Origin of the sequence: Polynucleobacter sp. JS-JIR-II-50 (assembly GCF_018687895.1) — a bacterium.
GTDB lineage: Bacteria > Pseudomonadota > Gammaproteobacteria > Burkholderiales > Burkholderiaceae > Polynucleobacter.
In genome coordinates, this window is sequence record NZ_CP061307.1 from 92,778 (window position 1) to 119,305 (window position 26,528).

Below are 26,528 nucleotides of genomic sequence, written 5' to 3' on the forward strand. Positions count from 1 at the left end.
TTATGAGAAAAAGTGCAATTGATATCTGGGTAGGAATCTTTGTTGCCATTGGTTTGCTGGCAGCTCTATTCCTCGCACTGAAAGTTGGCAATATGAATGCAGTGTCATTTGCGCCTACATACAAAATTTCTGCACGTTTTGACAATATCGGTGGCCTTAAGCCTCGCGCACCAGTGAAAAGTGCTGGTGTGGTGGTTGGCAGAATTGCCAACATTTCCTTCGATGACAAAACCTATCAAGCAACAGTGGTGATGACTATTGAGGACTCCTATAAGTTTCCGAAGGATTCTTCCGCTAAGATTTTGACATCCGGTTTATTGGGTGAGCAATACATTGGTCTTGAGGCGGGCGGGTCAGATGATATGTTGACCAATGGCGAAAAGATTGCGCAGACACAATCAGCAATTGTTTTGGAAAATTTGATTAGCCAGTTCCTTTACAACAAAGCAGCAGATAGCGGCCAAGAAAAGGGCGCAGCAAAGTGACGTTGCTCCTCATGCGCAAACTCAAGATGGCAATCTTGCTTAGTTTGACTGCCTCTTTAATTGGTTGCGCATCCATTCCTGCTGGCGTAGAGCGCTCCCCCCAAGACCCTTGGGAGCCATTCAATCGCTCAGTCTTTGAATTTAATGAAGGCTTAGATGCTTATCTTCTCAAGCCGGTAGTTGCAGGCTATCGCTTTGTATTGCCTGAATTTGTACGCGATGGAATATATAACTTTTTTAGTAACTACAACGATATTTACACTGCCTTGTTTAACTTGTTGCAAGGTAAGCCAGATTATGCGTTTAATGACTTCATGCGCGTAGTGGTCAACACAACAATGGGCTTGGGTGGGCTTATCGATCTAGCAACCCCTGGCGGGCTGGAAAAGCATAAGGAAGACTGGGGTCAAACTTTGGGTGTTTGGGGTGTGCCCTCGGGGCCTTATGTGGTCTTACCTTTCTTTGGCCCAAGTAACGTGCGTGACACTGTTGGTACTGTGGGTGACTTAGAGTCGGACTATCTATTTAGCTTTGTGAAGAACATTGGTTTACGAAACAGTATTACTGGTTTGCGTGTGGTGAACGCACGCAATACTTATTACGAGGCTGGTGATTTATTGGATGGCGCTGCAATTGATAAGTACAGCTTTATGCGTGATGCGTATATTCAGAGGCGGGCTTATCAAATTAATGAGGGTCGAGATGATGAAGAGCCTCAGATGCCAGTTTATGAGAATCCATACCAATAAACAATTTAGCAATGCAGTATGAAGCGACTAAAATCAGTCTCAATTTAGATAAAGACAGTGGGCGGCAATATGAAAAGCTTTAAAACAATCTCCAGTTTCATTTTTGCGGGCTTAATGTTCTCGGTCAGCACTGTTTTTGCTCAAACTCCTGATCAATCAACACCCCCAGACGCTCTGATTAAGATGGTGGTTACTGAGGTGATGGCAACGGTGAAGGCTGATCCCGATATCCAAAAAGGCAATATCCCCAAAGTTGTGGAATTAGTTGAGAAGAAAATTGTTCCATATACCGATATGCGTCGCACTACAGAAATGGCGATGGGCCCCAACTGGAAAAAGGCAACGCCTGAGCAACAGGCTCAACTGACTTCCGAGTTTAAGAATCTGCTCATTCGGACATATTCGGGTGCTTTGAGCCAGCTACGTGATCAAACTGTGCAATTTAAGGCTTTACGTGCCGCACCTGATGATAAAGAAGTGGTTGTTAAAACTGTAGTACTTGGTCGTGGCGATCCAGTGCCTTTAGATTACCGCCTTGAAAAAACAGCTAATGGGTGGAAGGTCTACGACATGAACATCATGGGTGTTTGGTTGGTTGAGGCTTATCGCAATCAGTTCTCTAACCAAATTAGTCAAAACGGCATTGAAGGTTTGGTGAAGTTTTTGCAAGACCGCAATAAGCAATTAGCTACTGCTAAACCGGCCAATTAATTGTTAAGCACAGACATCATGCCATTTCTTTTGCCTAAAAAAGTGACGCAAGAAAATGCATTGCAGTTGCAAAAAGAAGGCTTGTTAAATAGCCCAAACTTACGCTCGATTGATTGCTCCGAATTAAAAGATTTTGATTCCACCGTACTCACTGTTTTATTGGCATGGCAAAAAAAGCTTATGGCTGATGGGCAATCCATTTCGGTAGAGCATGCACCAGCAAAGCTCAAGGTTTTGGCAGGTGTTTATGGTGTTTCTGCTTTGCTGGGCTTGTAATGACGATGCATCCTGCAATTTCCATCCAAAATATATCCAAGCAATATGGCGCGCTTCAGGCCTTAGATGATGTTTCACTGGCCATTGAGCCGGGGGAATTTTTTGGTTTATTGGGTCCGAATGGTGCCGGCAAAACTACCTTGATTTCTATATTGGCTGGCCTAGTGAGGCCTAGCCATGGGCATGCGGCCATTATGGGTGCTGATGTTCAGAGGGGGTTTCGTGAGGCACGCCGGATGCTGGGTGTGGTTCCCCAAGAGCTGGTCTTTGATCCCTTCTTTACTGTGCGTGAGACTTTACGTTTTCAATCTGGCTATTTCGGGATTAAAAATAATGATGCGTGGATTGATGAGATTATGGCTAATCTTGATCTCACCTCCAAAGCGGATAGCAATATGCGCTCCTTGTCTGGTGGAATGAAGCGTCGAGTGCTTGTCGCACAGGCTCTAGTTCATAGGCCGCCTGTCATTATTTTGGACGAACCAACCGCTGGAGTGGATGTTGAGTTACGTCAATCCTTATGGCAATTCATTAGTCGGCTGAATCAAGACGGTCATACGATTGTCCTGACTACCCATTACCTGGAAGAGGCAGAAGCTTTGTGTCAACGCATTGCAATGCTCAAACAAGGCAAGATTGTGGCGCTAGATACCACTGCTAATTTATTAAGTCGTTATGGATCTGTCAAAAAAGATGGTGAAGGTAAAACAGACTTAGAAGAAGTTTTCGTCAACATCATGTCGGGGAGTGCGCAATGAAGCATGGCCTCAATCGACCTGCCCTAGAGTATGGCAGCGGTTTTCCTACCCTATTGTTTAAAGAGGTAAAGCGCTTTTATAAAGTGGCCTTCCAGACGGTGGCTGCACCGGTGCTTACAGCCGTCCTCTACCTAATGATCTTTGGCCATGTTCTTGAGGGCAGAGAAGTCTACGGACGTTTAAGTTACACAGCCTTCTTAATTCCTGGGCTTGTGATGATGAGTGTCTTGCAAAATGCTTTTGCAAATACTTCATCTTCTTTGATTCAATCTAAAGTCACCGGCAACTTAGTGTTTGTTTTGTTGGCCCCCCTGAGTCATTTCGAGTTTTACTCTGCTTATATTTTGGCTGCAGTATTTCGGGGAATTGTTGTGGGGCTAGGGGTGTTATTGATTACCATTTGGTTTGCAACGCCTACTTTGGAATATCCATTATGGATTTTGGCATTTGCTTTCTTGGGCGCAGCAATTTTGGGAAGTCTTGGTTTGATAGCCGGTATCTGGGCTGATAAATATGACCAGTTAGCCGCTTTTCAGAACTTCATCATCATGCCCGCAACGATGCTGTCAGGCGTCTTCTACTCGATTCATTCCTTACCGCAAGCGTGGCAAGTAGTGTCACATTTCAATCCGTTCTTTTACATGATTGACGGCTTCCGTTACGGCTTTTTTGGGGTTTCAGATAACTCCCCTTGGAGCAGCTTAGTGATTGTGTTCTGCTTCTTTGTGGTTGTGTCAGTCATTGCTTTGCGCCTATTACAAAAGGGCTATAAGCTCCGTTATTAATTGTTGAAAACCCAAGTTTGATTAGGAAAAGAAATGCTACCCACCCCAGAACAAATTGAAGGCTATATCAAGCAAGGGCTAGCCTGCACCCACATTCAGGTTGAAGGCGATGGCCAGCACTTTTTTGCAACCATCGTGAGCCCTGAGTTTGAGGGTAAGCGTTTGGTGCAACGTCATCAGTTGGTATATGGCGCAATGGGTGATCGCATGAAGGCGGAAGTTCATGCTTTATCCATTAAGGCGTTTACGCCTGAAGAATTTGCACACAATTCAACAGCATAAAAATTGCCGCATTGCACATCAATAACTAAGTTTTTACTGGAATCGTTTCATGGATAAATTACGAATGGTTGGCGGCACTCCTCTCAATGGAGAGGTAGTCATTGCTGGCGCTAAAAATGCCGCATTGCCCATTCTGTGCGCTTGTCTATTAACTGATCAACCAGTTGTATTGCGCAATGTTCCTGATTTGCAAGACGTGCGTACCATGCTCAAGCTTTTACAAGAAATTGGTGTAACAGTCGATTTCCCAAGTGCTGGTGATCATAGTCACATGGTGCTGACTGCAGCGGTTATTAAAAGTTCAGAAGCGACTTATGAGATGGTGAAGACTATGCGTGCTTCCATCTTGGTGCTTGGCCCACTTTTGGCCAGAATGCATAGCGCTAAAGTTTCATTGCCGGGTGGTTGCGCAATTGGCGCACGTCCAGTAGATCAGCACATCAAGGGCTTGAAGGCGATGGGCGCGAGTATCAAAATTAAGAGCGGCTACATTCAGGCTGAAACCAAGCCACAGTCGGATCGCTTAAAAGGCGCCTCCATCCTGACTGACATGATTACCGTAACCGGTACTGAGAATTTATTGATGGCTGCCACTTTGGCGTCAGGCACTACCATTTTAGAAAATGCTGCACGCGAGCCTGAGGTTGGTGACTTGGCTGAATTGTTAGTGAAGATGGGTGCGAAGATTTCTGGAATTGGTAGCGATCGTCTAGTGATTGAGGGGGTGGAAAAACTTCACGGCGCTGAGCATTCGGTTATCCCTGATCGCATTGAAGCGGGCACATTCTTATGTGCAGTTGCCGCCACTGGTGGGGAGATTACAGTCAAACACTGTCGCCCAGATACTTTGGATGCTGTGATTGTTAAGTTAAAAGAGGCTGGTCTGCACATGGAGATCGGCCCTGATTGGATTAAGGCGTCCATGCAAGGTCGCCCTAAAGCAGTCAATTTCCGCACTTCTGAATACCCAGCGTTTCCGACAGATATGCAAGCTCAATTGATGACAGTAAATGCAATCGCATCGGGTAACTCAACGATTACAGAAACGATTTTTGAAAACCGCTTTATGCACGTTCAAGAACTCAATCGTTTGGGTGCGGACATTGCTATTGAAGGCAATACTGCGATTGCCCAGGGAGTAGAGAAGCTCTCAGGTGCGATTGTGATGGCTACCGATTTGCGGGCCTCGGCTAGTTTGGTGATTGCTGGATTGGCCGCCCAAGGCGAAACCCAAGTAGACCGGATTTACCACTTAGATCGTGGCTATGACCGCATGGAGCAGAAGTTAACCCTCTTAGGCGCCAATATTGAGCGCGTGAAGTAAGGCTGATGGATAATTAGTCCATGAAATTGACTTTAGCCCTCTCCAAAGGGCGCATCTTCGAAGAAACTGCAGAGATCTTGTCCAAGGTCGGCATAGTGCCGCTGGAGGATCCTGAGAAGTCACGCAAACTCATTATTGAGACCTCTAATCCTGATGTTCGTCTCATTATTGTTCGCGCCTCAGATGTGCCTACTTATGTGCAATTTGGCGGCGCTGATTTTGGAGTAGCTGGGTTGGATGTATTAATGGAAAAAGGGAGCGATGGTTTATACGTCCCTTACGACTTAAAGATTGCCAAGTGCCGCATGTCTGTCGCGGTCCGCGAAGGATTTGATTACGCTGCCGCTGTAAAGCAAGGTTCCCGCTTAAAAGTCGCAACAAAGTACGTCAATTGCGCGCGTGAACACTTTGCCAATAAAGGTGTCCACATTGATACGATTCATCTGTACGGTTCGATGGAGCTCGCTCCTTTGGTCGGCTTGGCAGATGCGATTGTGGATCTGGTGTCTACTGGTAATACGCTCAAAGCGAACGGCTTAGTGGAAGTTGAGCCAATTGCTGATATCAGCGCTCGCCTAGTGGTCAATCAAGCTTCATACAAACGCAAGCGCGCGCAGCTACAACCTATTTTTGAGCTACTGAAGTAATAGTAGCTAGAAGAGAAGTCTTTCCCCATGCCTTCAAACATTAAAGTTAAGCGCCTCAATAGCAACGATGCAGGCTTCAGAGAAATTCTGTTGTCGAGTTTGTCCTTGCCTACTGCAGATGATGAGGCGATAGACGCTGCAGTATTGAAAATTTTGGCAGCAGTCAAGGCTCAAGGTGATGAGGCGGTTCTAGGCTTTACAAAACAGTTTGACCGCTTGAATGTGGCAAGTGTTTCTGATTTAGAGATTTCTCGCAAAGATTTAGAGCAGGCTTATCAGTCTTTATCTGTGGAGCAAAAAAATGCCCTCGATATTGCGGCACAAAGAGTGCGTGCTTATCACGAGAAACAAAAGATTGAAGCGGGTTGTCACTCTTGGGAGTACGAAGAGACTGATGGAACGCGTCTCGGTCAAAAAGTAACTCCACTTGATCGTGTTGGCATTTATGTGCCGGGTGGCAAAGCAGCTTATCCATCATCCGTGCTAATGAATGCTATTCCTGCAAAAGTAGCGGGTATTGCCGAGGTGATTATGGTGGTGCCCACCCCTGATGGTGCGCGCAATCCTTTAGTATTGGCAGCGGCTTATCTTGCTGGTGTAGATCGCGTCTTTACGATCGGCGGCGCTCAGGCAGTTGGCGCTTTGGCTTACGGTACAAAAACTATTCCTTCGGTTGATAAGATTGTTGGACCTGGCAATGCCTATGTGGCTGCAGCCAAACGCAGAGTCTTTGGCATAGTAGGCATCGATATGATCGCTGGCCCATCAGAAATTTTGGTTCTTTGTGATGGATCTACTCCTCCGGATTGGGTTGCAATGGATCTGTTCTCTCAGGCGGAACATGATGAGCAGGCGCAGTCGATCTTGCTCTGTCCAGATGCTGCATATATTGAACAAGTGCAAGCAAGCATCAATAAGCTCCTCCCAGAAATGCCAAGAGCAAAGGTGATTGAAACTTCCCTAACAAATCGTGCCTTGTTAATACAGGTAAAGGATATGTCTGAGGCCTGTGAGATTGCTAATGCGATTGCTGCTGAGCACTTAGAGATTTGCGCTGCCGATCCACGTCAGTGGGCTGACCAAATTCGTCATGCGGGCGCCATCTTCATGGGTAACTACACTAGTGAATCTTTGGGTGATTATTGTGCGGGCCCCAATCACGTTTTACCGACTGCGCGCACCGCGCGATTCTCTTCGCCATTGGGTGTGTATGACTTCATCAAGCGCTCGAGCATGATTGAGGTGAGTGAGGCTGGCGCTCAAACCTTGGGTGCCGTTGCTAGCACGTTGGCTCACGGTGAGGGCTTACAAGCCCATGCACGCGCAGCTGAGATGCGCTTAAAAAAGTAATTCCAAAAAACTTAACTCAGAATTTCTTTTAAAGCAGCAACAAGTTCATTGCTTTGTTCGTCTGTGCCAATCGTAATTCTCAAGAACTCTTCGATACGTGGCGATTTGAAGTGACGCACGATGATGCCGCGATCCCTTAAGGCTTGATATAACTTGGCACCAGCATGTTTCGGATGGCGAGTGAAAATAAAGTTAGCAGTCGAAGGCAGGGTTGCAAATCCCAAAACATCGAGTTGCTCAATTAACTTTGTTCTGGTTTGCATCACTTTGGCTGAAGTTGCTTCTAGGTGCGCTTGGTCCTCAATGGCTGCAACCGCACCAGCTTGAGCAAGGCGTCCCAAGGGGTAAGAGTTAAAACTATTCTTGACTCGTTCTAAGCCCTCAATCAAAGCTGGATGGCCAACGGCAAATCCGACACGTAGACCAGCTAGGGCGCGGGACTTGGAGAGCGTGTGAACTACTAATAAATTTTCTGGACAGTCAGCGCCACGCAACAGTGGAATGCAAGATTCAGTTCCGTAATCGACGTAAGCCTCATCAATAACAACTACTGAATCTTTGTTGCGCAAGAGCAGCGCTTCAATTTCTGAGCGGGGAATTGATCTACCGGTAGGAGCATTAGGGTTGGGGAAAATAATTCCGCCATTGGGAGACTGGTAGTCAGCAGTTTTAATCTCAAAATTTTCGTCCAAGGGAACTATTTGGGCATTAATTCCAAAAAGTTTGCAGTAAACGGGATAGAAGCTATACGTTATATCTGGAAACTGTACCGGTTTACTTTGCTTGAGTAATCCAGCAAAGACGTGCGCCAACACTTCATCGGAGCCATTGCCTACAAAGACTTGATTTGCATCTAAGCCATGTAATTTAGCGATGGCTTGTTTTAAGGCTGCACCTTCTGGATCAGGATAAAGGCGCAAATCCGCGGTGTTTTGACTCTCAATGGCAGCAAGTGCTTTGGGCGATGGACCATAGGGGCTCTCATTGGTATTGAGTTTTACCAGCCGCTGCATTTGCGGTTGTTCCCCCGGAACATAGGGGGTTAGGGTTTGAACAACGGGGCTCCAAAAACGGCTCATGAGGGTTCTCAGGTCAAAAATCGGGATAAAAGTGCAGTGATATCGATATTTAAATCTCTTCTAGGAATGATATTATGAGGCTTCAATCAACACTTCGCCTCGCGGCGCAATGAAGCATGCGGCAAGCCGACGTCACCCGAAACACTTCGGAAACCAAAATTCAGATTTCCATCAATCTAGATGGAACCGGTAAGGCTGAGCTAGCCTCCGGGGTTCCTTTTCTAGATCATATGCTCGATCAGATAGCCCGTCACGGCATGATTGACCTCAAAGTGGTTGCAAATGGCGATACCCATATTGATGATCACCACACCGTTGAAGATGTGGGAATCACGCTAGGCCAGGCTTTTGCCAAAGCGGTGGGCGATAAGGCGGGTATTACTCGTTACGGTCACTCCTATGTTCCTTTGGATGAAACACTTTCTCGTGTAGTGATTGATTTCTCTGGTCGCCCAGGTTTGGAATTCAACGTTCCATTTACCCGTGCACGCGTAGGTGATTTTGACGTGGATCTCAGCATTGAGTTCTTCCGTGGTTTTGTGAACCACGCTGGAGTCACTTTGCACATCGATAATTTGCGCGGTATTAATGCGCACCACCAAATTGAAACTGTGTTCAAGGCTTTTGGTCGCGCTTTGCGTATGGCCTTGGCGGTTGATCCGCGTGCTTCAGGCACCATTCCTTCAACCAAAGGAAGTCTGTAATCTAGACTCCCCACGGTTGCTCAGAAGACAACAGTAGATAACAGGTAAATTTTGGCGCAAACCATTGCGATCGTCGACTATGGAATGGGTAATCTTCGTTCCGTATATCAAGCATTTCATCATGTTGCACCTGATGACAATGTATTGATTGCTCATCAGCCAGAAGAGATCCACGCTGCAGATCGTGTCGTTTTGCCTGGACAAGGCGCTATGCCAGATTGTATGAAGCATCTAGAAGAATCTGGATTGTTGGATGCCTTGCTGGAAGCTTCTAAAAGCAAGCCGCTTTTAGGGGTCTGTGTAGGTGAACAAATGCTCTTTGATAGAAGTGCAGAGGTACGCGCTACCGAGCAATGGACACCTTGCTTAGGCTTGATTCCTGGGGAAGTGCGTCGTTTTGAGCTGGTTGGTCAAAAGCAGCCAGATGGCTCCTCCTATAAAGTCCCTCATATGGGCTGGAACCAAGTGCGCCAAGACCGAAAACACCCGCTTTGGGATGGCATACCTGATTTAACGAGCTTTTATTTTGTGCATAGCTACTATGTTGTGCCGCAGCGTAATGAAGATACAGCTGGTTCTACTGAATATGGCGATTGGTTTACTTCTGCGGTGGCGCGAGATAATATTTTTGCAACTCAATTTCATCCAGAAAAAAGTGCAGAATACGGTTTAAAGCTTTATAAAAATTTTGTTTCTTGGCAACCTTAATATTTCTAACCATTCGCTATGCTGCTGATTCCCGCAATTGATCTAAAAGACGGCCACTGTGTTCGACTCGAACAAGGTGATATGGATAAAGCTACGGTATTTTCAGAAGACCCTGGCGCAATGGCTGCGCATTGGATTAGCAAAGGCGCTCGACGCTTACATTTAGTGGATCTCAACGGCGCATTTGCCGGCAAGCTCAAAAATGAAGCCGCGATTAAATCGATTCTCAAAGCGGTTGGCAACGAAATCCCTGTGCAACTTGGTGGTGGTATTCGTGATCTTGAAACCATTGAACGTTTATTAGATGACGGTATTAGCACTGTCATCATTGGTACCGCAGCCGTAAAGAATCCCGGCTTTGTTCAGGATGCCTGCACAGCATTTCCAGGCCATGTCATGGTTGGTTTAGATGCGCGCGATGGCAAAGTCGCTACTGACGGCTGGAGCAAGATTACTGGCCATGAAGTGATTGATCTTGCCAAGAAGTTTGAAGATTGGGGTGTAGAAGCCATTATCTATACCGATATTGGTCGGGATGGCATGCTCAAGGGCGTCAACATTGAAGCCACAATCAAGCTGGCTCAAGCCATTCGCATTCCAGTGATTGCCAGTGGTGGACTATCAAATAATCAAGATATTGATGCGCTGTGCAAGGCGGAAGAAGAGGGGGTCATGGGCGTGATTGCTGGCCGCTCTATATACGCGGGCGACCTTGATCTTGCGGCCGCTCAAAAATATGCTGATGAGTTAACCCTCAAGTACGCAAAGAAAATCATCTAGTGTTAACGAAGCGAATTATTCCTTGTCTTGATGTCACGGCAGGGCGCGTTGTTAAGGGTGTTAACTTTGTTGGCCTCAGAGACGCGGGCGATCCCGTCGAAATTGCAAAACGGTATGACACACAGGGCGCTGATGAGCTGACGTTTTTAGATATCACCGCCACCTCTGATGGACGCGATCTGATTTTGCACATCATTGAGGATGTGGCATCGCAAGTTTTTATTCCGCTTACTGTTGGCGGTGGTGTGCGTGCAGTGGCTGATGTGCGTCGCTTACTCAATGCCGGCGCAGATAAGGTAAGTATGAATTCTTCTGCGGTAGCTAACCCCGATTTAGTTTCCGATGCAGCCGCTTATTACGGTTCTCAATGTATTGTGGTGGCGATTGATGCCAAGCAAACTGAAGCTGGCAATTGGGAGGTATTTACCCATGGCGGTAGAACTGCGACTGGAATGGATGTAGTCACGTGGGCCACTGAAGTGGCTAAACGTGGTGCAGGTGAGATTCTTTTAACTAGCATGAACCGCGATGGCAGCAAGGATGGCTTTGACTTGGCTCTAACAGCCGCAGTAAGTGATGCGGTTTCTGTTCCCGTGATTGCCTCTGGCGGCGTTGGTAATTTGCAGCATTTAGTCGACGGCATTACTAAGGGCCATGCAGATGCAGTATTGGCCGCTAGTATTTTTCACTATGGTGATTACACCGTCGAGCAGGCAAAAGAATATATGGCAGCCCAAGGAATTCCGGTTCGGATTTAATCGGTGTTCTTAAGCCCTAATCGCCATATGCGCGATAAAGGCGGAGCGATTTTCACCAGCAGATTTGGCCTTAGCATCTAATCTTGCTAGAACCCTTTTTGGTAAAGAGATATTTACTCTTTCGATATCGTCCGACAGTAATGCCGGGTCAATCTCAGCAATTGCCCAGATATATCCTTTGAACTCTTTCTTCTTTTGTAGGTCGGTAATAGAGCTGGGCTTTGGTATATCTTCGCCCGCGTCTAATGCAGCTTCAATCCAAAGCTCAATCGCTTCTTTGGCATTCTCAATTGCCTCATCAATTCCGCTGTCAGCAGCAGAAAAACAACCTGGCATATCGGGAATAATTACACCCCACGCTAACTTATCTCCACCCGGTTCAATAGCAATTGGATATTTCATCATTCATCCTTCATTTTAATTCCTGCTTGTTTCAGTAGCTTTTGAACCAATCCAATTCCCAGATCCTTTTTAGGGTGAGGAACCGTAATGTGCCCAGCTTTGCGGGGATGGTTAAAAACATGATGAGAGCCTTTTGAGCCCCGCAATACCCAACCATCTTTTTCTAATGCCTTGATTAGTTCTTTGCTATTCATTAATGCATTATAAATTTTATACACATCATACACACTAACAGGGTTATTGTCTATCTAGTGAGTCGGACGGGCTGTTGCAGTAAGTCGAAGGCGATTGCTTATTTGGGCAGCCCTTAACAATTCTGTCAAAATTGGACAAATGTCAGATACGAATAAAAACTCACAACACCAGGCCTTATTAGAGGCGGTGACTTGGAATGATCAAGGATTGGTTCCAGTAATTGCCCAAGAAGTTGGCAGCAAGGATATCTTGATGATGGCCTGGATGAATCGCGACGCTTTGTTAGAGACTATCCGTTTAGGGGAGGCGGTTTATTGGACTCGGTCTAGACAGAAGTTATGGCACAAAGGCGAAGAATCTGGCCACACCCAGAAAGTAAAAGACATTCGCTTGGATTGTGACGGCGATACGATTTTGCTTTTAGTTGAGCAAAAAGATGGCATTGCTTGCCATACCGGTGAGCACAGTTGCTTCTTTATGCATTGGGACTCAGCTAAGTCGGTTTGGGTTGATGAGTCCGTTTCTAAAAAATAGAGAACCTAAAGTCTTTTGCTTAAAAGACATAAAATGACCAGATGACTAGTTCTGCAAATAAACCTTCTAATTTAGATTCTGCATTCGCTCATTTGGCGGATGTGGTGGATCAACGTCGTGATGCGTTTAAGGCGGGTCAAGCAGATCCTAAAACTTCATATACCGCTTTGCTCTTTTCAAAGGGTGATGACGGGATCTTGAAAAAGATTGGTGAAGAAGCGACTGAGGCCGTTATGGCCGCAAAAGATGCGCGTAATTCTAATTTGGCGGCTGATCAGCAAAAGCTCTTGGTGGGCGAAATGGCTGATTTGTGGTTTCACTGCTTGATTGCTTTGTCTCAATTTAACCTACGCCCGGAAGATGTCATTGCCGAGCTTGATCGTCGTCTGGGAACTTCCGGTATCGAAGAGAAGGCTGCTAGAAAAGCTGCTGGTAAAGAGTAAGTACGGATAAATACGAGAAAAAGTATGTCACACGATCCTAATTGCCTGTTTTGTAAGATTACTCAAGGTTTGATTCCCTCCCAGAAGGTCTATGAGGATGAAGAGATCTATGCTTTTAAAGATATCCACCCAGCAGCGCCAATCCATTTTCTGATGATTCCAAAAAAACATATCCCTATGCTGGAGTCAACAGAAAGCATAGATGCCCCTTTGCTGGGTAGAATGATGGAGTTAGCACCGCGTCTTGCCAAAGAGCAAGGCTGTCGTCCTGGTAAGGATGGTGGCTTTAGGTTGATGGTGAACAATGGTGCGGATGGTGGGCAGGAGGTTTATCACTTGCACTTACATGTGATGGGCGGTCCCCGCCCCTGGAAAAAATAATCCAAGGAGATTAAAGATGGGTTCATTTAGCATTTGGCATTGGTTGATTGTTTTGGTGATCGTGATGTTGGTATTCGGTACCAAAAAATTGCGCAATATCGGCCAAGATTTAGGTGGCGCTGTAAAAGGCTTTAAGGATGGCATGAAAACTGCTGACGAGCCTAAAGAGCAAATTCAACAAAGTACTGCAACAGCAGACAAGACTGTTGATGTGCAAGCTAAAGACGTAAATAAATAATTGTGCATATTTGAAACTCATGCTGCATTTAAATAACTGCGTTAAATGATTGATCTCGGAGTTTCAAAACTTGCGCTGATTGCTGTAGTTGCTCTGGTGGTGGTTGGGCCGGAGCGCCTGCCTAAAGTGGCTCGCATGGCTGGTAATTTGTTTGGCCGTGCGCAGCGCTATATGGCCGACGTCAAGTCTGAAGTGAGTCGTCAGATGGAGGTGGAAGAATTTAAAAAGTTTCGAGAAGAAACTGCTGCCACTCTCAAAGAGGTTGAAAACAGCATCGGCTCTACGGTTCAAGAGGCTGGCGCTAACTTAAGCGATCAAGCAGATATTTTTGAAACGAGCTTTGATAAGCCGCCCTTAGATGAAAAAGAAGTGCTGCGCAATACTAAGCGTCAAGGACGCAATAGCTGGGGTGTACGCCGTGCTGCAAGGCCGCTTTGGTTCAAACGTTCCGCAGGCATTCGTACTCGGGTGCAATCTGGTGCTGCCAGGATGAAGCGTTTTCATCACAGCGCTGGCAAATAAAAATAATAGTAAAAGCAAAAAATAAAAATACTTACGCATGACTGAAAACAATTCAACTCAAGACTCGGGATTACAGGAAACTTTTCTTTCCCACTTATTTGAATTGCGTGATCGCGTAATTAAAGCAGCGCTTGCAATTATTGTTGTCTTCGTATGTCTAGTCTATTGGGCGCCGGATATTTTCCATTTGTTTGCACAGCCTTTATTGGAAGCTTTACCTGCTGGCGGTAAGATGATTGTGACTGACGTCACAGGTTCATTCTTTGTGCCGATGAAGGTCACCATGCTAGTCGCATTCATCATTGCATTGCCGGTGGTGATGTATCAACTTTGGGCATTCATTGCGCCTGGTTTGTATTTGCATGAAAGAAAACTCATTCTGCCTTTGGTGGTGAGTAGCTATACCCTGTTCATTATTGGCATGGCATTTGCTTACTTTTTAGTGTTTCCAACGGTATTTAAGTTCATGGCAAGTTACAACGCACCTTTGGGTGCGGAGATGTCGACCGACATTGATAACTATTTAAGTTTTGCCATGACAACCTTCTTGGCATTTGGTATTACTTTTGAGGTACCTGTTGTGGTGGTTGTCTTGGTGCGTATGGGTATGGTGCCCCTCGCTAAGCTGAAGGAAATTCGCCCTTATGTGATTGTGGGCGCTTTCGTCATTTCAGCTGTAGTGACACCACCCGATGTACTTTCTCAATTATTGCTAGCTGTACCAATGACCTTGCTTTATGAGTTGGGTTTATTGGTTGCGCGCTTTTACGTGCCAAAACCCTCCGATGAGGATGCCGAAACTGATCAATCGACTTCTGCGTCGGCTTGATTCTTGGAAAAAGTAGTTGTAAGCCAGTTGGTAACGCGATCAAAGCGATAGCGTCTTTGGCGTAAATTGCCCTCCAGATCCATCTCTGAGCCTGCAAAGGCTTTGCCAGCCGCCAAGAGGGCGCGACGTTGTTGAATCGTTTCAATCTGAATCAATCTAGGCAAGATCTTTGGTAATTCCCAACGAATATCTACCACCACACAATGCTCGTGCTGTAGCTGACCTACCTCACTTAATAACAATTCTGCTTTACTAAAATTAAATTGGTTAGCAATGATGATGCGATGGCAAAGCAATAACCAATCTTCATCCACCTTATGTTCGGCATGGTGATTAATCGCCACTTCGGCGCATTGAGCTAATTCATACCATTCATTGGATTTGGGATTAGGGCAGCTTTCCAAAATCTTGCTGAGCAACTCTTTAGCTTCTGCCACGCCTTGCTGGTGGGCTTGCCATACCCAATAGGAAGCCTGTAGACCGCGCACCTTTTCTTCGCTCTTTTCACGCTTGCGCCACAGATTCGCGCCTTTACGCAATTGCGCTTGCGCATGACCTAGATCAGCAGCACGATCGATACAGCGATCACTCTCTGTGGCGTTGTAACCAGAAAACTGCGGGCGACGATAAATTTCACCGAGTGCATACCAGGCATCGCGATCACCATCTTTGGCGGCGAGCTCTAACCAATAGGCCGCTTTCTTTAATGAGGCGTTGGATTTTGTTTCTGCCACCTCAACCCGTTCGTCGAGTTGTGCGAGGCGTAAACCTAAGGTTAGTTTTGCAACGGTCAAACCAAGCTCAGCCGCTTGAATTAACGCATCTTCATTTTGTTCGTTAAGCCATACCTTCCAGAGCGAGGAGAGAGCTTCATTCTTGGGTTGTAATTTAATCAGCAACTCTTTTGCATTGTTTGCGAAAAGGGATTCTCCATCTGCAAGATCCTGTAGATATTGTTTAGCAATCTTTTGAATGCCAGCAAAATCCAAAGAAGACAATTTTTCTAGAGTTGTTGATGAATTCTTTTTGAGCCAATCCGTTAGTTGCAATTGGATATCTTGATTGGCGGGATTAATTAATAGATTAACAAGCTGCCATTTGGCGGCAAGATTGGAGTCAGGGGCCTTTTCAGCTTCGGCTAACTTCCAAAAAGAGTCCCAGCCAAACCCGAAGGCAGGGGAGTTAAAGGTTTCAGCAAGCGGAATATTGGCAATCTGGCTTAAAAGATCAAAAATTTCAGCATCACTCGAGCTTTTATTCTCAAGTGATTGATTTGTAATGGAAAAATAGGATTTTTCCAGCCAAATGAGGGCGTTGGCGGGCTGAATGGGGGTTTTAAAAGCGCCCGTTAAGTATGCGGAAGCCAGTTTTTGTTGCGCAGAAACGTCACCCAATCGTGCTGAACTGAGGATTTTTAAGAATTCGCGGCTTGCCATATGACAATTTTGTCATCTAAGACCCATAAAAGACAGAAAACAAAGGTCTTGTTGCCGAGATACAACGAAGAAAGCCAAAAAACTACCTTTTGACAAGCAAAAAGAGCTCCTAAATACCCTGACCCCCAGTCTGGTGAGGCAAAAGAAGCAAAATTCATAGGTCCCAGTTTTATTTGGGCATTACTTTTAATTTTTGGAGATTTAAAGAATGAAAAAATCGCTATTAGCAGTTGCAGCTATCGGTGCATTTGCATCTGCTGCTCAAGCTCAGTCCAGCGTAACCGTTTACGGTATCTTGGACGTTGGTTATATCGGATCTAACTCACGTGTGTCTAGTTCTGCAATCACATCTAACGGTGGTCAGTACAAGCAAACTGGTAGCCAGTTTGGTCAAGGCGCTGAGCAATCAAACCGTTTAGGTTTTAAAGGCACTGAAGATTTGGGCGGCGGTACATCTGCATTCTTTACTGCAGAATTCCAACTCTACCCAGAAAGCACAACAGTTTCAGGCGACAGCAACGGTGGTTTGTTGAATCGTCAAACTTTTGTTGGTTTGAAGAAAAATGGTATTGGTCAAACCGCCATTGGTTTGCAATACACACCAGTATTTAATGCTGCTGCTGCTACTGACGTTGGTCAGTTGAACAACATGGCTGGTAACGTTGTTTACTCCGCAACTACAGGTGTAGGCGCAACTGGTTCAAGCATCAACAATGCTGCGTTCACCAACAGAACATCAAACACTTTGTCAGTTAAGTCTGACAACTTTGGCGGCTTTACTGCAAGCGCAATCTACACATTGAACAACAAGAACGTTAGCCAGATTAACGCTACTTCAGGCGGAAACACTAATGCTAGCGGTTGGGGCTTAGGCGCTGATTACACATACAACAAGTTCTTTATCGCTGCATCTTATCAAGCGCTCAAGCAGTTAACTACTGCTTCTAACTTGAACCCAACAGTAGCTACTAGTGCTGGCACAGGTGCTGTAACAGTTACTGGCTCAAGCCCATGGACATCTGCAAGTGGTGAAGCCCTTGGAGCTGGTTTTGCTTCTGCTGGTAACCCATTGAATATCCAGGACAACCAGTTCTACGCTGGTGCAACTTATGACTTCGGTATTTTGAAAGCCTATGCTCAGTATGTAAGCCGTAAAGCTACAAACACAGCAAGCTCAAACTTCTACTTGAAGCGTTCTGCTGAGCAGATCGGTGTACGAAGCTACATCACTCCAACTGTTGAAGCTTGGGCTTCTGCTGGTTTGGGTCGTTACACATCATATGGTGCTAATCAGCCAACAGCTAACTTCAACGGCTGGCAGTTAGGTTCAAACTACTACCTCAGCAAGCGTACAAACTTGTATGCGATCTACGGTCAAACTTTGACATCTAACAGTGCTGCTGCTGGTGTTACAACAAGCTCTGGTTACAACAACTACGCAGTTGGCGTACGTCACACTTTCTAATTACTTGCTAGCGTAAGCTAGTTCAATTAGTTTGGTATCAAATTAACCCACTGTGGAAACGCAGTGGGTTTTTCTTTTGGTAAATCGACAAACTACTTAGGAGCGTATATAGGTTAAGGTGATAGCGAATCTAAATCTATAGCTATTCTTTGAAGTGGTGCATTCCAATCGCCACAATTGGTTTGTCTATATAGGCGAGCGGTTTGGTACCATGGACTATCTTCTCTGTCAGTTAACCAGCGCCAATCTGCGACATAAGATAGAAGTAACCATGTTGGCTTACCCAGTGCGCAACTAAGATGTGGGATGCTTGTGCAGGTTGATATCACAAGATCAACACATTCAATAAGAGCGGCAGTATCGCTAAAGTCTTTTAGCTCATCTCCAAAAAAACGAATATCAGATCTAGCGTTCAGAGCGCCCACGTCTTCATGCTTGATTACTTTTTGTAGACAAATAAGATCATATTTGTCATTGGGAAAAGCTTCGATAAATGTCGATAAACCAAGACTTCTTTCTTGATCATTTTCAAAGGTTGAAACACTGCTCCAGGTTATGCCAACCCGAATTTTTTTTCTGTCGCCTAGCTTTAACTGCCAAGCTTTTACTTTTTTGGGGTCAGCGGCAAGGTAACTTATTGAATGAGGAATATTTTGAAGATTTGTATTTAATGCAAATGGAAGACTTAATAGTGAAGAGTGGTAGTCAAATCGGGGTAGTGGATCCCCCTTTTTTATTAGCTGAAAATTGCCAGGCAGGGTGGAATAGAGAGCGCATAAAGATGGATCCGCCTCTAAAATAACTTTAGCTCCTAAATTTGCTACAGATGCAACATATCTAGAAAACTGGATTGAATCACCTAATCCCTGTTCGTTATGCAAGAGGATGGTTTTATCCTTTATATCAACCCCTCCCAACCAAGCGGGAGATGAAAACCTTCGAATTTTGTGAGCAAATGCCCTGCATTTCCAGCGCCACTCAAATTCAGCAAAACCATTTATAAAATCACCCTGTATTAGGAGTGTTAACGCTTTATTCCAGTGAGATTCAGCTGATGTGGCGTCTAAAGCGATTGCATGGTTATAAATGGCCAACGCTTCTTGAAATTGCTTCTGTTTATGGAGGCAAAAACCCATATTTACCCAAGCATCAATAAGGCCACCATCCAGAGTAAGCGCTTTCTCATAACAGGCTAAGGATTCTGGATACTGTTGTAAACGATGCAAAACAACCCCTTTACTTACTAATGCTTGAATAAAGTTGGGATTTATTTCCAAGGCTTTTTTATAGTGTTCAAGGGCTTTTGGAAAGGCCTTTAGATCCTCGTGAATTTTGGCTAAGTTGTAATGAGCTTCTGCCGAAAAAGCATTGATGTCTAGCGCCTTCTTTAGGGCGGTTATACCCTCTTGAGGGCATTTGTTGCCCGCCAATGCCAAGCCAAGATCATGTAGCGCCTCGAAAAATGGCCCGTTTTTGTCAAGAGAAGTCTTTAATAGTTTTATTGCCAAAGTGAACTGTTTGTCATTTAAATACAAAGACCCTAACTCATATAGCGCTCCTACTGAGGCCGTGGATTGAGCGCATGCAATTTTTAGGAGCTCAAAAGCCCTTTGCTGGTCGCCCTTTCTGGAATATATGTAGGCTAGTAATTCGTGGGCTTTTGAATTTTTGGGATCCAAAAGGATAGCTTGTTTAAGCTTGGCACATGCGTCTTCAAGACGATTTTCTCTAAAATCAATTTCCCCAAGAGTAATTAATTTGTTTAAGATTTTAAAATTCATTTTTAATATTCGACTAGGATATATTCCAACAACTTTTATTACTAAAAAGTCAGATTGGAGTTAGGGCGCCTAAATGTATGAAATTAAGGGATTAATCTAGATTAAACTGGAAATATCTGCTAAAAATACATGTTACGTGAGAGTATGGCCTAGTTTAGTCGTCTTAGATAACCCCTTATTAGTAATTAAGATCAACCATAGGTGAAGAGAATTATGAAAAAAATGTTTATTAATATCCCGCCATTAAGTAAATTGACATGCTTGTTATCTCTTTCCTTATTGGTGGCTTCAACCGGCGCGTTGGCGGCTAGCCCAACGCTGGACAAAATTAAATCAAGTGGTGCGGTGACAATGGGCGTGCGCGAATCTTCCATTCCCATGTCCTATACCACTGGTGATAGCCGCTTTGATGGCTACCATGTTGAAATTTGCCGCATGATTCTGGGTGATATTAAAGACAAGTTGGGCATGAGCACCCTTCGCATTAATTACCAGCCGGTGACATCTCAAAATCGCGTCCCTTTAGTACAAAATGGTACTGTTGATATTGAGTGCGGAACAACAACCAACAACACAAGCCGAGCTAAAGATGTTGGTTTTGCTAATACTCTTTACGTGGAAGAGGTTCGCATTGCAGTGAAGGCGAACTCTGGAATTACTTCAATCGCTCAACTGAATGGCAAGAAGGTAGCAACTACTACCGGTACTACTTCTGTGCAGCTGTTGCGCAAAAATGAAAAGGCGACTGGCGTCAATTTTGATGAAGTATTTGGTAAGGATCATGCTGACAGCTTCTTGCTCTTAGAATCTGGTCGCGCCGATGCTTTTGTGATGGATGGCTCAATTTTGGCGGGTAATATCGCTAACTCAAAAAATCCAAAAGATTTCAAAATTGTTGGTGAAGTACTTAGTACTGAGCCAATTGCAATCATGGTCCGCAAGGATGACCCAGAATTTAAAGCCGCTGTAAATACTGCAATCGCTAAGATTGTTGCCAATGGCAAAATGCCTGGTCTGTGGAATAAGTGGTTCTTGTCACCAATTCCACCTAAGAATATTGTGGTTGGTCTCGAGCTTTCTCCAGCAACTAAAAATGCTTGGGCGAACTTGAATGACAAACCAGCAGAAGATTATCAGCAGAAAAAATAATTAGCTGATTTTATTGCCCAGCATATCCGTAACTCTTCTTTTTCTGTTGGGTTGAAGTAATGGCTTTAGACCTTGATATATTTTGTAAAAGCACTCTGGACGGAGAGGCGGTGGACCACTGCTTCTCCGCTTTATTGGGGCTTGGACAAAACGCCGACCCAAGTTATTTAGACTGGCTTTTTAAGGCATGGGGCTGGACATTAGCAGTCTCGAGCTTGGCATTGGTTATCGCCATGGTCCTCGGAGCTGTAATGGGGACGCTACGCACCTTGCCGGATACAGGCAGACTCAGTAGATCACTTGTGGCGCTATCAACGGCCTGGGTTGAGTTATTTAGAAATATTCCCGTCTTAGTGCAAGTATTTCTTTGGTACCACGTCATTCCTGCCTTTGTTTTGCCTTTGAAGGCGCTGCCTTCTTATTGGCTCGTTAGTATTGCACTTGGATTTTTTACTTCGGCACGTATCGCTGAGCAGGTAAGAGCGGGAATTCATTCTCTTCCCAGTGGGCAACGTGCAGCCGCTATAGCGTTAGGACTGACTACACCGCAAACCTATCGGTACGTTATTTTGCCGATGGCATTACGTATCGTGCTGCCTCCGCTTACCTCGGAGAGCATGAATATTATTAAAAATTCTTCAGTCGCTTTTGCGGTGTCTGTGCCTGAGCTCACCTTATTTGCGATGCAGGCACAAGAAGAAACATCACATGGCGTTGAGATTTACTTGGCGGTAACGGTTTTGTATGCCCTTTCAGCCTTCTCAGTAAATAGAGTGATGTCTTATATTGAAAAACGCACCAGAATTCCGGGTTTTATTGCCCCGAGTAACGATACGGGAGCTCATTAAATGCTTCTAATATGGGTGGCAATATGCTGAGTTTAGATTTGAGTTTTTACAATTGGGAACTCTTTACCAATTACATTCTGAAGGGCCTTCTCTTTAGTGTTCAATTGACAGTAATTGCAACTGTCGGCGGAATCATAGCGGGAACATTTCTGGCTTTAATGCGACTTTCTGGAAAGCCGGCGTTAGTTTATCCCGCCACTTTTTATGTCAACGTCATGCGATCTATTCCGCTGGTAATGGTCATTCTATGGTTCTTCTTGCTTATTCCGATGCTGATAGGCAGGCCGATCGGGGCAGATTTGTCGGCAACCATTACTTTTATTGCCTTTGAGGCAGCCTTTTTCTCGGAGATTGTGAGAGCGGGCATTCAGTCTGTGCCTAAAGGTCAAACTTATGCAGGCGAAGCGCTCGGTATGACTTACGGTCAAAATATGAGGCTAGTAGTTCTTCCTCAAGCTTTCCGCAACATGATCCCAGTCTTTATGACCCAGACCATCATTTTGTTCCAAGATACTTCCTTAGTTTATGCAATTGGAGCCTACGACTTATTGAAAGGCTTTGAAATTGCAGGTAAGAACTATGGACGCCCGATAGAGACGTATTTACTGGCGGCTGTAACTTATTTCCTGATTTGCTTCTCGCTGTCAAAAGTAGTGCGTCTTATTCAGGCCAAGGTGGCGATCATTCGCTAATCTTGTTAATCGAATGCTAAACAAATAATTCATCATGATAGAACTTAGAAACGTTTCTAAATGGTACGGCTCTTTCCAGGTGCTAACGGATTGCTCTACCTCAATTAAAAAGGGTGAGGTGGTTGTTATTTGTGGACCTTCTGGCTCTGGAAAATCCACCCTGATTAAAACCATTAATGCGCTTGAGCCTTTTCAGGCTGGAGAGATTTCGGTTGATGGCATTGATTTACATGATCCTAAAACCAATTTACCTAAATTGCGTTCAAGGGTTGGCATGGTATTTCAGCACTTTGAGCTTTTCCCACACCTCAGCATCACTGAAAACCTCACTCTTTCACAAATGAAGGTATTGGGCCGCTCCGCCAGTGATGCCAAGGCGCATGGCTTAAAGTACTTAGAGCGTGTTGGTCTGATCGCTCAAAAAGATAAATTTCCCGGTCAGTTATCAGGAGGACAACAACAGCGGGTTGCCATTGCTAGAGCACTGAGTATGGATCCTATTGTGATGCTTTTTGATGAGCCTACTTCTGCGCTAGACCCAGAGATGGTCGGGGAAGTTTTGGATGTGATGATCAAGCTTGCTAATGAAGGTATGACAATGTGTTGTGTTACCCACGAGATGGGCTTTGCAAGAAAAGTGAGTCATCGCGTGATCTTTATGGATCAAGGTCGTATCGTAGAAGACTGCAGTAAGGCTGAATTCTTTGATAGACCCGAAGCTCGCTCACCAAGGGCGAAAGAGTTCTTATCGAAAATTCTGGCTAACTAAGTTTGAGATACCCTGGTCTAGTTGGCTTGCTGCTTAGGCTTTGGACGCTTTCCGGTTTGAGCGGTTAACTCCATCTCCTTGCCTTTACGCAAGATGGTCAGCTTAGCCTGGTTTCCGGGGGTAATTTGAGCGATTTGATTGAGCAAGCTGCGCACATCTTTAGTGGGCTTGTCATTTACGGCGATTAAAACATCTCCCGGCTTGACGCCACCCTTTGCTGCAGGGCCACCCTCAAGCACACCAGATATGAGAACGCCCTCAGCATTGGCAGGCAGCCCTAAGGACTCTGAGAGCTCTTTGGAGAGGTTCTGAGGCTCGACTCCTATCCATCCCCTAGTAACGCTGCCATTGGCTAGGATGGACTCCATAACTTGCTTGGCAAGATTGACGGGGATCGCAAAGCCAATGCCCATAGACCCGCCATTATTTGAGTAGATCGCAGTGTTTATGCCAATCAGATTTCCGCGGGTGTCAATCAGTGCGCCACCTGAGTTTCCGGGGTTAATTGCTGCATCGGTTTGAATAAAGTTTTCAAAGGTATTGATGCCTACGTGATCGCGGCCTAAAGCGGAAACAATCCCGGAGGTGACTGTTTGTCCAACGCCAAATGGATTGCCAATAGCTAGAACCACATCACCCACATGCACAGACTCCACTTTGCCCAGTGTAATTGGGGTAGGTAATTTTTTGGCTTCAATTTTCAATACGGCAATGTCAGTTTCTGGGTCGCTACCAATCACTTGCGCTTTTACTTTTCGACCATCTGATAAAGCCACATCAATGTCATCCGCATCGCTAATGACATGATGATTGGTGAGGATGTAGCCTTCGGGGCTGACTAAGACCCCTGAACCCAGGCTTGAGCTAGGCTCTTCCTCTGGTGGCTGATCACCAAAAAAGAATTTAAATAAAGGATCTGCAGAATTTGGGTTTCCACCCTTTCGAGTCTTTGGCTTAGCGGAGGCTTTGCTTGTAAAAATGTTGACGACCGCTGGCATTGAGCGCTTCACAGCCTCGTGATACGAACCAGGGCTCAGTTGCCCGTCATAGTTGCTTTCTTTTAGCGAGACCGTATCAACCAAAGAACCTACCCTAGACTCTGAAAGCCACTCAGGTTTTAATGTGGCAACAATAAACAAAGCTGCCAACATCACAGTAACTGCTTGTGCAAATAAGAGCCAATATTTTTGGAGGGAAGAATGCATCTGGATCGTTTTATTGGCGAATTTGTTGAATGAGGAAATCTTCCAAAGCCCTAATAGGCTCTAAGTCATCAAATAAGATTGTTTTAGATTCCGTAATCTTTTCTTTATAGGAATTTAGTAAATGGTGATTTTGAATTAACTCTACTACCAAATCAACATAAGCACTATCCGATTGACACACAAGGTCTTCAAGCCCAATGCGATTGAGGATTGCACTTGCAAGCCGACCCCGCATTCTGCTGCCCTCAATAGTGACTATGGGCAAGTCGCATATTAAAGCTTGCATCGCTGTATTGAATCCTGAAAATCCTATAGTGTCTAAATATAAGTCTGCTTTTTGCATAAGCCCATAAAACTCTTCCTTTCGAAGAAAGGGAATAAAGCGCAGAAACTGACTGGCATCGAGTTTTGCATGAGCAAAGGCAGTCTGAAGGCGCTCTCTCAAGATGGATGTGAGATTTTCATCAAAGTCAAAGAAGACAAATTGACATTGACCTAGTTTCTTGGCAATTTCCACAAATATAGAGTCATGGTTTGGGTTGTACTTTGATGGCGAGCCCGCACATAGCAGTATTGGTAACGAGGGGTTAATTCCAAGGCTGGCAAGATCCGGTGCTATAGCGGCTACTTCCTCCTGTTGAATATGGGTACCTAAGTTTGGTAGCTGAATTAATGCTTCACTATAGAAACTGTTTGCATTCTCAGGTTCGAGTAGCTCGGCTGATAAATAGAAGTCTATTGTGGGGAGGCCAGTAGATTCAGGATGACCCCAACTGGCAATTTGGACCGGGGCTAAGCGTAGGCAGGCGAGCCCCTTGCTGGTGGTATCCATACCAATTTCTGGATAGAGCAGTACATCTAGATTCTGTTTTGCGATCACTTGAGCTGCCCTTTGAGCAGAGTTACCGCAGTTGATGTAGTTCGCAGTCTTCTCTTTGGCTAATTCTGTCTCGCTATCTTCTACGCCGTTGGTATTGAAGATTTGTATCTCAAATTGATCTGGGTTTAAGGACATCACCCAGCCCTTGGTGATGGCATCCCATACGGGATGTTTGCAAAAATATTTACTCACTATCCCAATCTTGATTTTTTGAACGTCTTTCGCTGTTGCGGCAGGCTTAACAAGGTTATTTTGAATAATCTTTGCGTGCTCTACGCAAACTTTTCCATACTGGCTCAATAGGGAAGCGTTATTTTCATCTTGATAGGCTAAATAAAAAGGATGCTTGCCAAGAATGCCCTCTATTTTTTCTGTCGCCGCTCTTTTAGAGGTTGTCCCCTCCAATATATCCAGCTGTCTTGTAAAAGCTTTCCTTGATTTTTGCAATTCTTCTTTGCTTTTGTAGACCTTAGGTATTTGGGCAATAGCTAATGCAAATTGTGCTTCGATGTTTTGGGGATTGAGCTCTAGTGATTTGGCCAGATAAGTTTTTGCAAGATCAGCATCGCCGGTGTCGTAATAGATTTCACCTAATAAATAGTAGGTTTGCGGATGATTTGAATTGATCTTCAATGCATGCTGATAACAATCGATAGCTGTGCTGAACTGTTTTGCCTTCTTAAGACTGGTGCCAAAATTTAAACACGCATCTAAATAGCTACTATTAATTTGCAGGGCGCGCTCAAAACATTGAAATGCATCTTGATACAGATCTAATTGAGTAAGCGCATTCCCTAGGCTATTCCATGCAGCTGCTAGATTGGGATTGACTGCCAAGGCTTTTTCAAAAAGAGGTATCGCCTTTTGGGGGCCTCCCTCTTCCAGGATGATGACGCCTTGATTGCTAAAGGCTTCGGCATAATCGGGGCGCAGTAAAAGAGCTTGTTGATAAGCGTCAATGGCTTCTAGATTTCTATCTAAACCCTTTAAAGCATTGCCACGATTATTGTGCGCCTCGGGAATGTTGGGATTGCTACTAATGGCTAAATCAAAACACTCAAGCGCTGATTGAAAATTAAATATTGCATTGTGTACAAGCCCAAGATTGCTTAATGTTTGTGCTGAGTTAGGTGCCAGTTCATTCGCGCTCTTGAGAAAGCGTAATGCATTTTGGCATTCATTTTTTTGATATGCGCGGATGCCTAAAATATTTAGGGCATCAACGTTCTTTACATCAAGTAAGTGCGCTTGTAAAAAAAGTCTGTCTGCTTCTTCAGACTTTCCTTGTTGTAGCAATCGCAAACCATTCTGAAAAATGAGTTGCGATTGCTCCTGCGCTTCTTGAGGAGAGTAATTAGACAAA

General features: G+C 44.9%; 32 protein-coding genes. 25 read left to right on the forward strand and 7 right to left on the reverse strand.

Translation table 11 applies throughout. The annotated features are described in order from the left end of the window. Positions 1–2 precede the first annotated feature (2 nt). The 10 genes from mlaD (at position 3) to hisD (ending at position 7,367) form a co-directional block, all read left to right on the forward strand. Positions 3–485 carry an outer membrane lipid asymmetry maintenance protein MlaD gene (mlaD, locus tag FD963_RS00530; protein ID WP_215362467.1) on the forward strand — a complete coding sequence of 161 codons (483 nt, stop codon included), beginning with the start codon at positions 3–5 and terminating at the stop codon, positions 483–485. Next, a complete protein-coding gene (locus FD963_RS00535; RefSeq protein ID WP_251367246.1) occupies positions 482–1,234 on the forward strand; it encodes a VacJ family lipoprotein in 753 nt (250 codons plus the stop codon). Before mlaD ends, FD963_RS00535 begins: the two co-directional genes overlap by 4 nt. A 69-nt stretch (positions 1,235–1,303) precedes the next feature. Continuing rightward, complete coding sequence (locus FD963_RS00540) at positions 1,304–1,945, forward strand: phospholipid-binding protein MlaC (RefSeq protein ID WP_215362468.1); 642 nt, start codon at positions 1,304–1,306, stop codon at positions 1,943–1,945. An 18-nt stretch (positions 1,946–1,963) separates the two neighbouring features. Continuing rightward, entirely contained in the window at positions 1,964–2,221 is a 258-nt protein-coding gene (locus FD963_RS00545) for a lipid asymmetry maintenance protein MlaB (protein ID WP_215362469.1), read from the forward strand. A 5-nt stretch (positions 2,222–2,226) separates the two neighbouring features. Beyond that, positions 2,227–2,979 (forward strand): ABC transporter ATP-binding protein, encoded by a 753-nt coding sequence (locus FD963_RS00550; protein ID WP_215363729.1) that lies wholly within the window; start codon positions 2,227–2,229, stop codon positions 2,977–2,979. After that, positions 2,976–3,764 carry an ABC transporter permease gene (locus FD963_RS00555; RefSeq protein ID WP_215362470.1) on the forward strand — a complete coding sequence of 263 codons (789 nt, stop codon included), beginning with the start codon at positions 2,976–2,978 and terminating at the stop codon, positions 3,762–3,764. Before FD963_RS00550 ends, FD963_RS00555 begins: the two co-directional genes overlap by 4 nt. Before the next feature lie 33 nt (positions 3,765–3,797). Then, positions 3,798–4,046, forward strand: a complete 249-nt coding sequence (locus FD963_RS00560) for a BolA family protein (protein ID WP_215362471.1) — start codon at positions 3,798–3,800, stop codon at positions 4,044–4,046. Between the two features lie 49 nt (positions 4,047–4,095). Then, positions 4,096–5,370: a UDP-N-acetylglucosamine 1-carboxyvinyltransferase gene (murA, locus tag FD963_RS00565; RefSeq protein WP_215362472.1), complete on the forward strand. Its 1,275-nt coding sequence runs from the start codon at positions 4,096–4,098 to the stop codon at positions 5,368–5,370. A gap of 20 nt (positions 5,371–5,390) precedes the next feature. Continuing rightward, positions 5,391–6,017: an ATP phosphoribosyltransferase gene (gene hisG, locus FD963_RS00570; RefSeq protein WP_215362473.1), complete on the forward strand. Its 627-nt coding sequence runs from the start codon at positions 5,391–5,393 to the stop codon at positions 6,015–6,017. Between the two features lie 27 nt (positions 6,018–6,044). Then, the gene (gene hisD / locus FD963_RS00575; protein ID WP_215362474.1) at positions 6,045–7,367 is read left to right on the forward strand and encodes a histidinol dehydrogenase; all 1,323 of its coding nucleotides are present in this window, start codon (positions 6,045–6,047) and stop codon (positions 7,365–7,367) included. 11 nt (positions 7,368–7,378) lie between these two features. Here the strand turns inward: hisD and hisC are convergent, their stop codons facing one another. Beyond that, positions 7,379–8,446 (reverse strand): histidinol-phosphate transaminase, encoded by a 1,068-nt coding sequence (hisC, locus tag FD963_RS00580; RefSeq protein WP_215362475.1) that lies wholly within the window; start codon positions 8,444–8,446, stop codon positions 7,379–7,381. Positions 8,447–8,562: 116 nt separating this feature from the next. Here hisC and hisB point away from each other — a divergent pair, with 116 nt between their 5' ends. The 4 genes from hisB to hisF are packed head-to-tail and all read left to right on the forward strand — an operon-like array spanning position 8,563 to position 11,396. Then, complete coding sequence (gene hisB, locus FD963_RS00585; protein WP_215362476.1) at positions 8,563–9,150, forward strand: imidazoleglycerol-phosphate dehydratase HisB; 588 nt, start codon at positions 8,563–8,565, stop codon at positions 9,148–9,150. Between the two features lie 51 nt (positions 9,151–9,201). Beyond that, a complete protein-coding gene (hisH, locus tag FD963_RS00590) occupies positions 9,202–9,858 on the forward strand; it encodes an imidazole glycerol phosphate synthase subunit HisH (protein WP_215362477.1) in 657 nt (218 codons plus the stop codon). An 18-nt stretch (positions 9,859–9,876) separates the two neighbouring features. After that, positions 9,877–10,638 carry a 1-(5-phosphoribosyl)-5-[(5-phosphoribosylamino)methylideneamino]imidazole-4-carboxamide isomerase gene (hisA, locus tag FD963_RS00595; protein ID WP_215362478.1) on the forward strand — a complete coding sequence of 254 codons (762 nt, stop codon included), beginning with the start codon at positions 9,877–9,879 and terminating at the stop codon, positions 10,636–10,638. Then, complete coding sequence (hisF, locus tag FD963_RS00600; protein ID WP_215362479.1) at positions 10,638–11,396, forward strand: imidazole glycerol phosphate synthase subunit HisF; 759 nt, start codon at positions 10,638–10,640, stop codon at positions 11,394–11,396. The genes hisA and hisF overlap by 1 nt, the downstream gene beginning before the upstream one ends. A gap of 9 nt (positions 11,397–11,405) precedes the next feature. Here the strand turns inward: hisF and FD963_RS00605 are convergent, their stop codons facing one another. Further along, positions 11,406–11,798 carry a type II toxin-antitoxin system HicB family antitoxin gene (locus FD963_RS00605; protein ID WP_215363731.1) on the reverse strand — a complete coding sequence of 131 codons (393 nt, stop codon included), beginning with the start codon at positions 11,796–11,798 and terminating at the stop codon, positions 11,406–11,408. Further along, positions 11,798–11,992, reverse strand: a complete 195-nt coding sequence (locus tag FD963_RS00610) for a type II toxin-antitoxin system HicA family toxin (protein WP_215362480.1) — start codon at positions 11,990–11,992, stop codon at positions 11,798–11,800. The genes FD963_RS00605 and FD963_RS00610 overlap by 1 nt, the downstream gene beginning before the upstream one ends. Before the next feature lie 139 nt (positions 11,993–12,131). On the opposite strand from FD963_RS00610, the gene hisI reads away from it, so the two are divergent. Genes hisI through tatC form a run of 6 tightly spaced genes read left to right on the forward strand, consistent with a single transcriptional unit; the run spans position 12,132 to position 14,940 of the window. After that, positions 12,132–12,527, forward strand: a complete 396-nt coding sequence (hisI, locus tag FD963_RS00615) for a phosphoribosyl-AMP cyclohydrolase (RefSeq protein WP_215362481.1) — start codon at positions 12,132–12,134, stop codon at positions 12,525–12,527. Between the two features lie 41 nt (positions 12,528–12,568). After that, positions 12,569–12,970, forward strand: coding sequence for a phosphoribosyl-ATP diphosphatase (locus tag FD963_RS00620; RefSeq protein ID WP_215362482.1), 402 nt, complete (start codon positions 12,569–12,571; stop codon positions 12,968–12,970). 24 nt (positions 12,971–12,994) lie between these two features. Beyond that, positions 12,995–13,351 (forward strand): histidine triad nucleotide-binding protein, encoded by a 357-nt coding sequence (locus tag FD963_RS00625; protein WP_215362483.1) that lies wholly within the window; start codon positions 12,995–12,997, stop codon positions 13,349–13,351. 16 nt (positions 13,352–13,367) lie between these two features. After that, positions 13,368–13,589, forward strand: a complete 222-nt coding sequence (gene tatA / locus FD963_RS00630) for a Sec-independent protein translocase subunit TatA (RefSeq protein ID WP_215362484.1) — start codon at positions 13,368–13,370, stop codon at positions 13,587–13,589. Positions 13,590–13,634: 45 nt separating this feature from the next. Beyond that, the gene (gene tatB / locus FD963_RS00635) at positions 13,635–14,111 is read left to right on the forward strand and encodes a Sec-independent protein translocase protein TatB (RefSeq protein ID WP_215362485.1); all 477 of its coding nucleotides are present in this window, start codon (positions 13,635–13,637) and stop codon (positions 14,109–14,111) included. A gap of 37 nt (positions 14,112–14,148) precedes the next feature. Next, positions 14,149–14,940, forward strand: a complete 792-nt coding sequence (gene tatC / locus FD963_RS00640; RefSeq protein WP_215362486.1) for a twin-arginine translocase subunit TatC — start codon at positions 14,149–14,151, stop codon at positions 14,938–14,940. Here the strand turns inward: tatC and FD963_RS00645 are convergent. After that, positions 14,916–16,376 carry a sel1 repeat family protein gene (locus FD963_RS00645; RefSeq protein WP_215362487.1) on the reverse strand — a complete coding sequence of 487 codons (1,461 nt, stop codon included), beginning with the start codon at positions 16,374–16,376 and terminating at the stop codon, positions 14,916–14,918. The two genes, tatC and FD963_RS00645, sit on opposite strands and share 25 nt — an antisense overlap. Before the next feature lie 208 nt (positions 16,377–16,584). Here FD963_RS00645 and FD963_RS00650 point away from each other — a divergent pair, with 208 nt between their 5' ends. After that, a complete protein-coding gene (locus FD963_RS00650; protein WP_215362488.1) occupies positions 16,585–17,841 on the forward strand; it encodes a porin in 1,257 nt (418 codons plus the stop codon). 113 nt (positions 17,842–17,954) lie between these two features. On the opposite strand, the gene FD963_RS00655 is transcribed toward FD963_RS00650, so the two are convergent. Beyond that, entirely contained in the window at positions 17,955–19,622 is a 1,668-nt protein-coding gene (locus FD963_RS00655; RefSeq protein WP_215362489.1) for a tetratricopeptide repeat protein, read from the reverse strand. Positions 19,623–19,835: 213 nt separating this feature from the next. On the opposite strand from FD963_RS00655, the gene FD963_RS00660 reads away from it, so the two are divergent. Genes FD963_RS00660 through FD963_RS00675 form a run of 4 tightly spaced genes read left to right on the forward strand, consistent with a single transcriptional unit; the run spans position 19,836 to position 23,080 of the window. Further along, positions 19,836–20,771 (forward strand): amino acid ABC transporter substrate-binding protein, encoded by a 936-nt coding sequence (locus tag FD963_RS00660; RefSeq protein ID WP_251367247.1) that lies wholly within the window; start codon positions 19,836–19,838, stop codon positions 20,769–20,771. A gap of 59 nt (positions 20,772–20,830) precedes the next feature. Further along, the gene (locus tag FD963_RS00665) at positions 20,831–21,619 is read left to right on the forward strand and encodes an amino acid ABC transporter permease (RefSeq protein ID WP_215362490.1); all 789 of its coding nucleotides are present in this window, start codon (positions 20,831–20,833) and stop codon (positions 21,617–21,619) included. Between the two features lie 23 nt (positions 21,620–21,642). Further along, a complete protein-coding gene (locus tag FD963_RS00670) occupies positions 21,643–22,311 on the forward strand; it encodes an amino acid ABC transporter permease (RefSeq protein WP_215362491.1) in 669 nt (222 codons plus the stop codon). A gap of 34 nt (positions 22,312–22,345) precedes the next feature. Beyond that, the gene (locus FD963_RS00675) at positions 22,346–23,080 is read left to right on the forward strand and encodes an amino acid ABC transporter ATP-binding protein (RefSeq protein ID WP_215362492.1); all 735 of its coding nucleotides are present in this window, start codon (positions 22,346–22,348) and stop codon (positions 23,078–23,080) included. 17 nt (positions 23,081–23,097) lie between these two features. Here the strand turns inward: FD963_RS00675 and FD963_RS00680 are convergent, their stop codons facing one another. After that, positions 23,098–24,285: a Do family serine endopeptidase gene (locus FD963_RS00680; protein ID WP_215362493.1), complete on the reverse strand. Its 1,188-nt coding sequence runs from the start codon at positions 24,283–24,285 to the stop codon at positions 23,098–23,100. A gap of 10 nt (positions 24,286–24,295) precedes the next feature. Beyond that, entirely contained in the window at positions 24,296–26,527 is a 2,232-nt protein-coding gene (locus FD963_RS00685; protein WP_215362494.1) for a glycosyltransferase family 41 protein, read from the reverse strand. Position 26,528: the final 1 nt, after the last annotated feature.

Excerpts from the sequence above, each read along its gene's own strand:
- mlaD (WP_215362467.1), top strand. The coding sequence starts at position 3 with ATGAGAAAAAGTGCAATTGATATCTGGGTAGGAATCTTTGTTGCCATT.
- FD963_RS00540 (WP_215362468.1), top strand. The coding sequence starts at position 1,304 with ATGAAAAGCTTTAAAACAATCTCCAGTTTCATTTTTGCGGGCTTAATG.
- FD963_RS00545 (WP_215362469.1), top strand. The coding sequence starts at position 1,964 with ATGCCATTTCTTTTGCCTAAAAAAGTGACGCAAGAAAATGCATTGCAG.
- FD963_RS00550 (WP_215363729.1), top strand. The coding sequence starts at position 2,227 with ATGCATCCTGCAATTTCCATCCAAAATATATCCAAGCAATATGGCGCG.
- FD963_RS00555 (WP_215362470.1), top strand. The coding sequence starts at position 2,976 with ATGAAGCATGGCCTCAATCGACCTGCCCTAGAGTATGGCAGCGGTTTT.
- FD963_RS00560 (WP_215362471.1), top strand. The coding sequence starts at position 3,798 with ATGCTACCCACCCCAGAACAAATTGAAGGCTATATCAAGCAAGGGCTA.
- murA (WP_215362472.1), top strand. The coding sequence starts at position 4,096 with ATGGATAAATTACGAATGGTTGGCGGCACTCCTCTCAATGGAGAGGTA.
- hisG (WP_215362473.1), top strand. The coding sequence starts at position 5,391 with ATGAAATTGACTTTAGCCCTCTCCAAAGGGCGCATCTTCGAAGAAACT.
- hisD (WP_215362474.1), top strand. The coding sequence starts at position 6,045 with ATGCCTTCAAACATTAAAGTTAAGCGCCTCAATAGCAACGATGCAGGC.
- hisC (WP_215362475.1), bottom strand. The coding sequence starts at position 8,446 with ATGAGCCGTTTTTGGAGCCCCGTTGTTCAAACCCTAACCCCCTATGTT.
- hisB (WP_215362476.1), top strand. The coding sequence starts at position 8,563 with ATGCGGCAAGCCGACGTCACCCGAAACACTTCGGAAACCAAAATTCAG.
- hisA (WP_215362478.1), top strand. The coding sequence starts at position 9,877 with ATGCTGCTGATTCCCGCAATTGATCTAAAAGACGGCCACTGTGTTCGA.
- FD963_RS00605 (WP_215363731.1), bottom strand. The coding sequence starts at position 11,798 with ATGAAATATCCAATTGCTATTGAACCGGGTGGAGATAAGTTAGCGTGG.
- FD963_RS00610 (WP_215362480.1), bottom strand. The coding sequence starts at position 11,992 with ATGAATAGCAAAGAACTAATCAAGGCATTAGAAAAAGATGGTTGGGTA.
- hisI (WP_215362481.1), top strand. The coding sequence starts at position 12,132 with ATGTCAGATACGAATAAAAACTCACAACACCAGGCCTTATTAGAGGCG.
- FD963_RS00620 (WP_215362482.1), top strand. The coding sequence starts at position 12,569 with ATGACTAGTTCTGCAAATAAACCTTCTAATTTAGATTCTGCATTCGCT.
- FD963_RS00625 (WP_215362483.1), top strand. The coding sequence starts at position 12,995 with ATGTCACACGATCCTAATTGCCTGTTTTGTAAGATTACTCAAGGTTTG.
- tatA (WP_215362484.1), top strand. The coding sequence starts at position 13,368 with ATGGGTTCATTTAGCATTTGGCATTGGTTGATTGTTTTGGTGATCGTG.
- tatB (WP_215362485.1), top strand. The coding sequence starts at position 13,635 with ATGATTGATCTCGGAGTTTCAAAACTTGCGCTGATTGCTGTAGTTGCT.
- tatC (WP_215362486.1), top strand. The coding sequence starts at position 14,149 with ATGACTGAAAACAATTCAACTCAAGACTCGGGATTACAGGAAACTTTT.
- FD963_RS00645 (WP_215362487.1), bottom strand. The coding sequence starts at position 16,376 with ATGGCAAGCCGCGAATTCTTAAAAATCCTCAGTTCAGCACGATTGGGT.
- FD963_RS00650 (WP_215362488.1), top strand. The coding sequence starts at position 16,585 with ATGAAAAAATCGCTATTAGCAGTTGCAGCTATCGGTGCATTTGCATCT.
- FD963_RS00655 (WP_215362489.1), bottom strand. The coding sequence starts at position 19,622 with ATGAATTTTAAAATCTTAAACAAATTAATTACTCTTGGGGAAATTGAT.
- FD963_RS00660 (WP_251367247.1), top strand. The coding sequence starts at position 19,836 with ATGAAAAAAATGTTTATTAATATCCCGCCATTAAGTAAATTGACATGC.
- FD963_RS00665 (WP_215362490.1), top strand. The coding sequence starts at position 20,831 with ATGGCTTTAGACCTTGATATATTTTGTAAAAGCACTCTGGACGGAGAG.
- FD963_RS00670 (WP_215362491.1), top strand. The coding sequence starts at position 21,643 with ATGCTGAGTTTAGATTTGAGTTTTTACAATTGGGAACTCTTTACCAAT.
- FD963_RS00675 (WP_215362492.1), top strand. The coding sequence starts at position 22,346 with ATGATAGAACTTAGAAACGTTTCTAAATGGTACGGCTCTTTCCAGGTG.
- FD963_RS00680 (WP_215362493.1), bottom strand. The coding sequence starts at position 24,285 with ATGCATTCTTCCCTCCAAAAATATTGGCTCTTATTTGCACAAGCAGTT.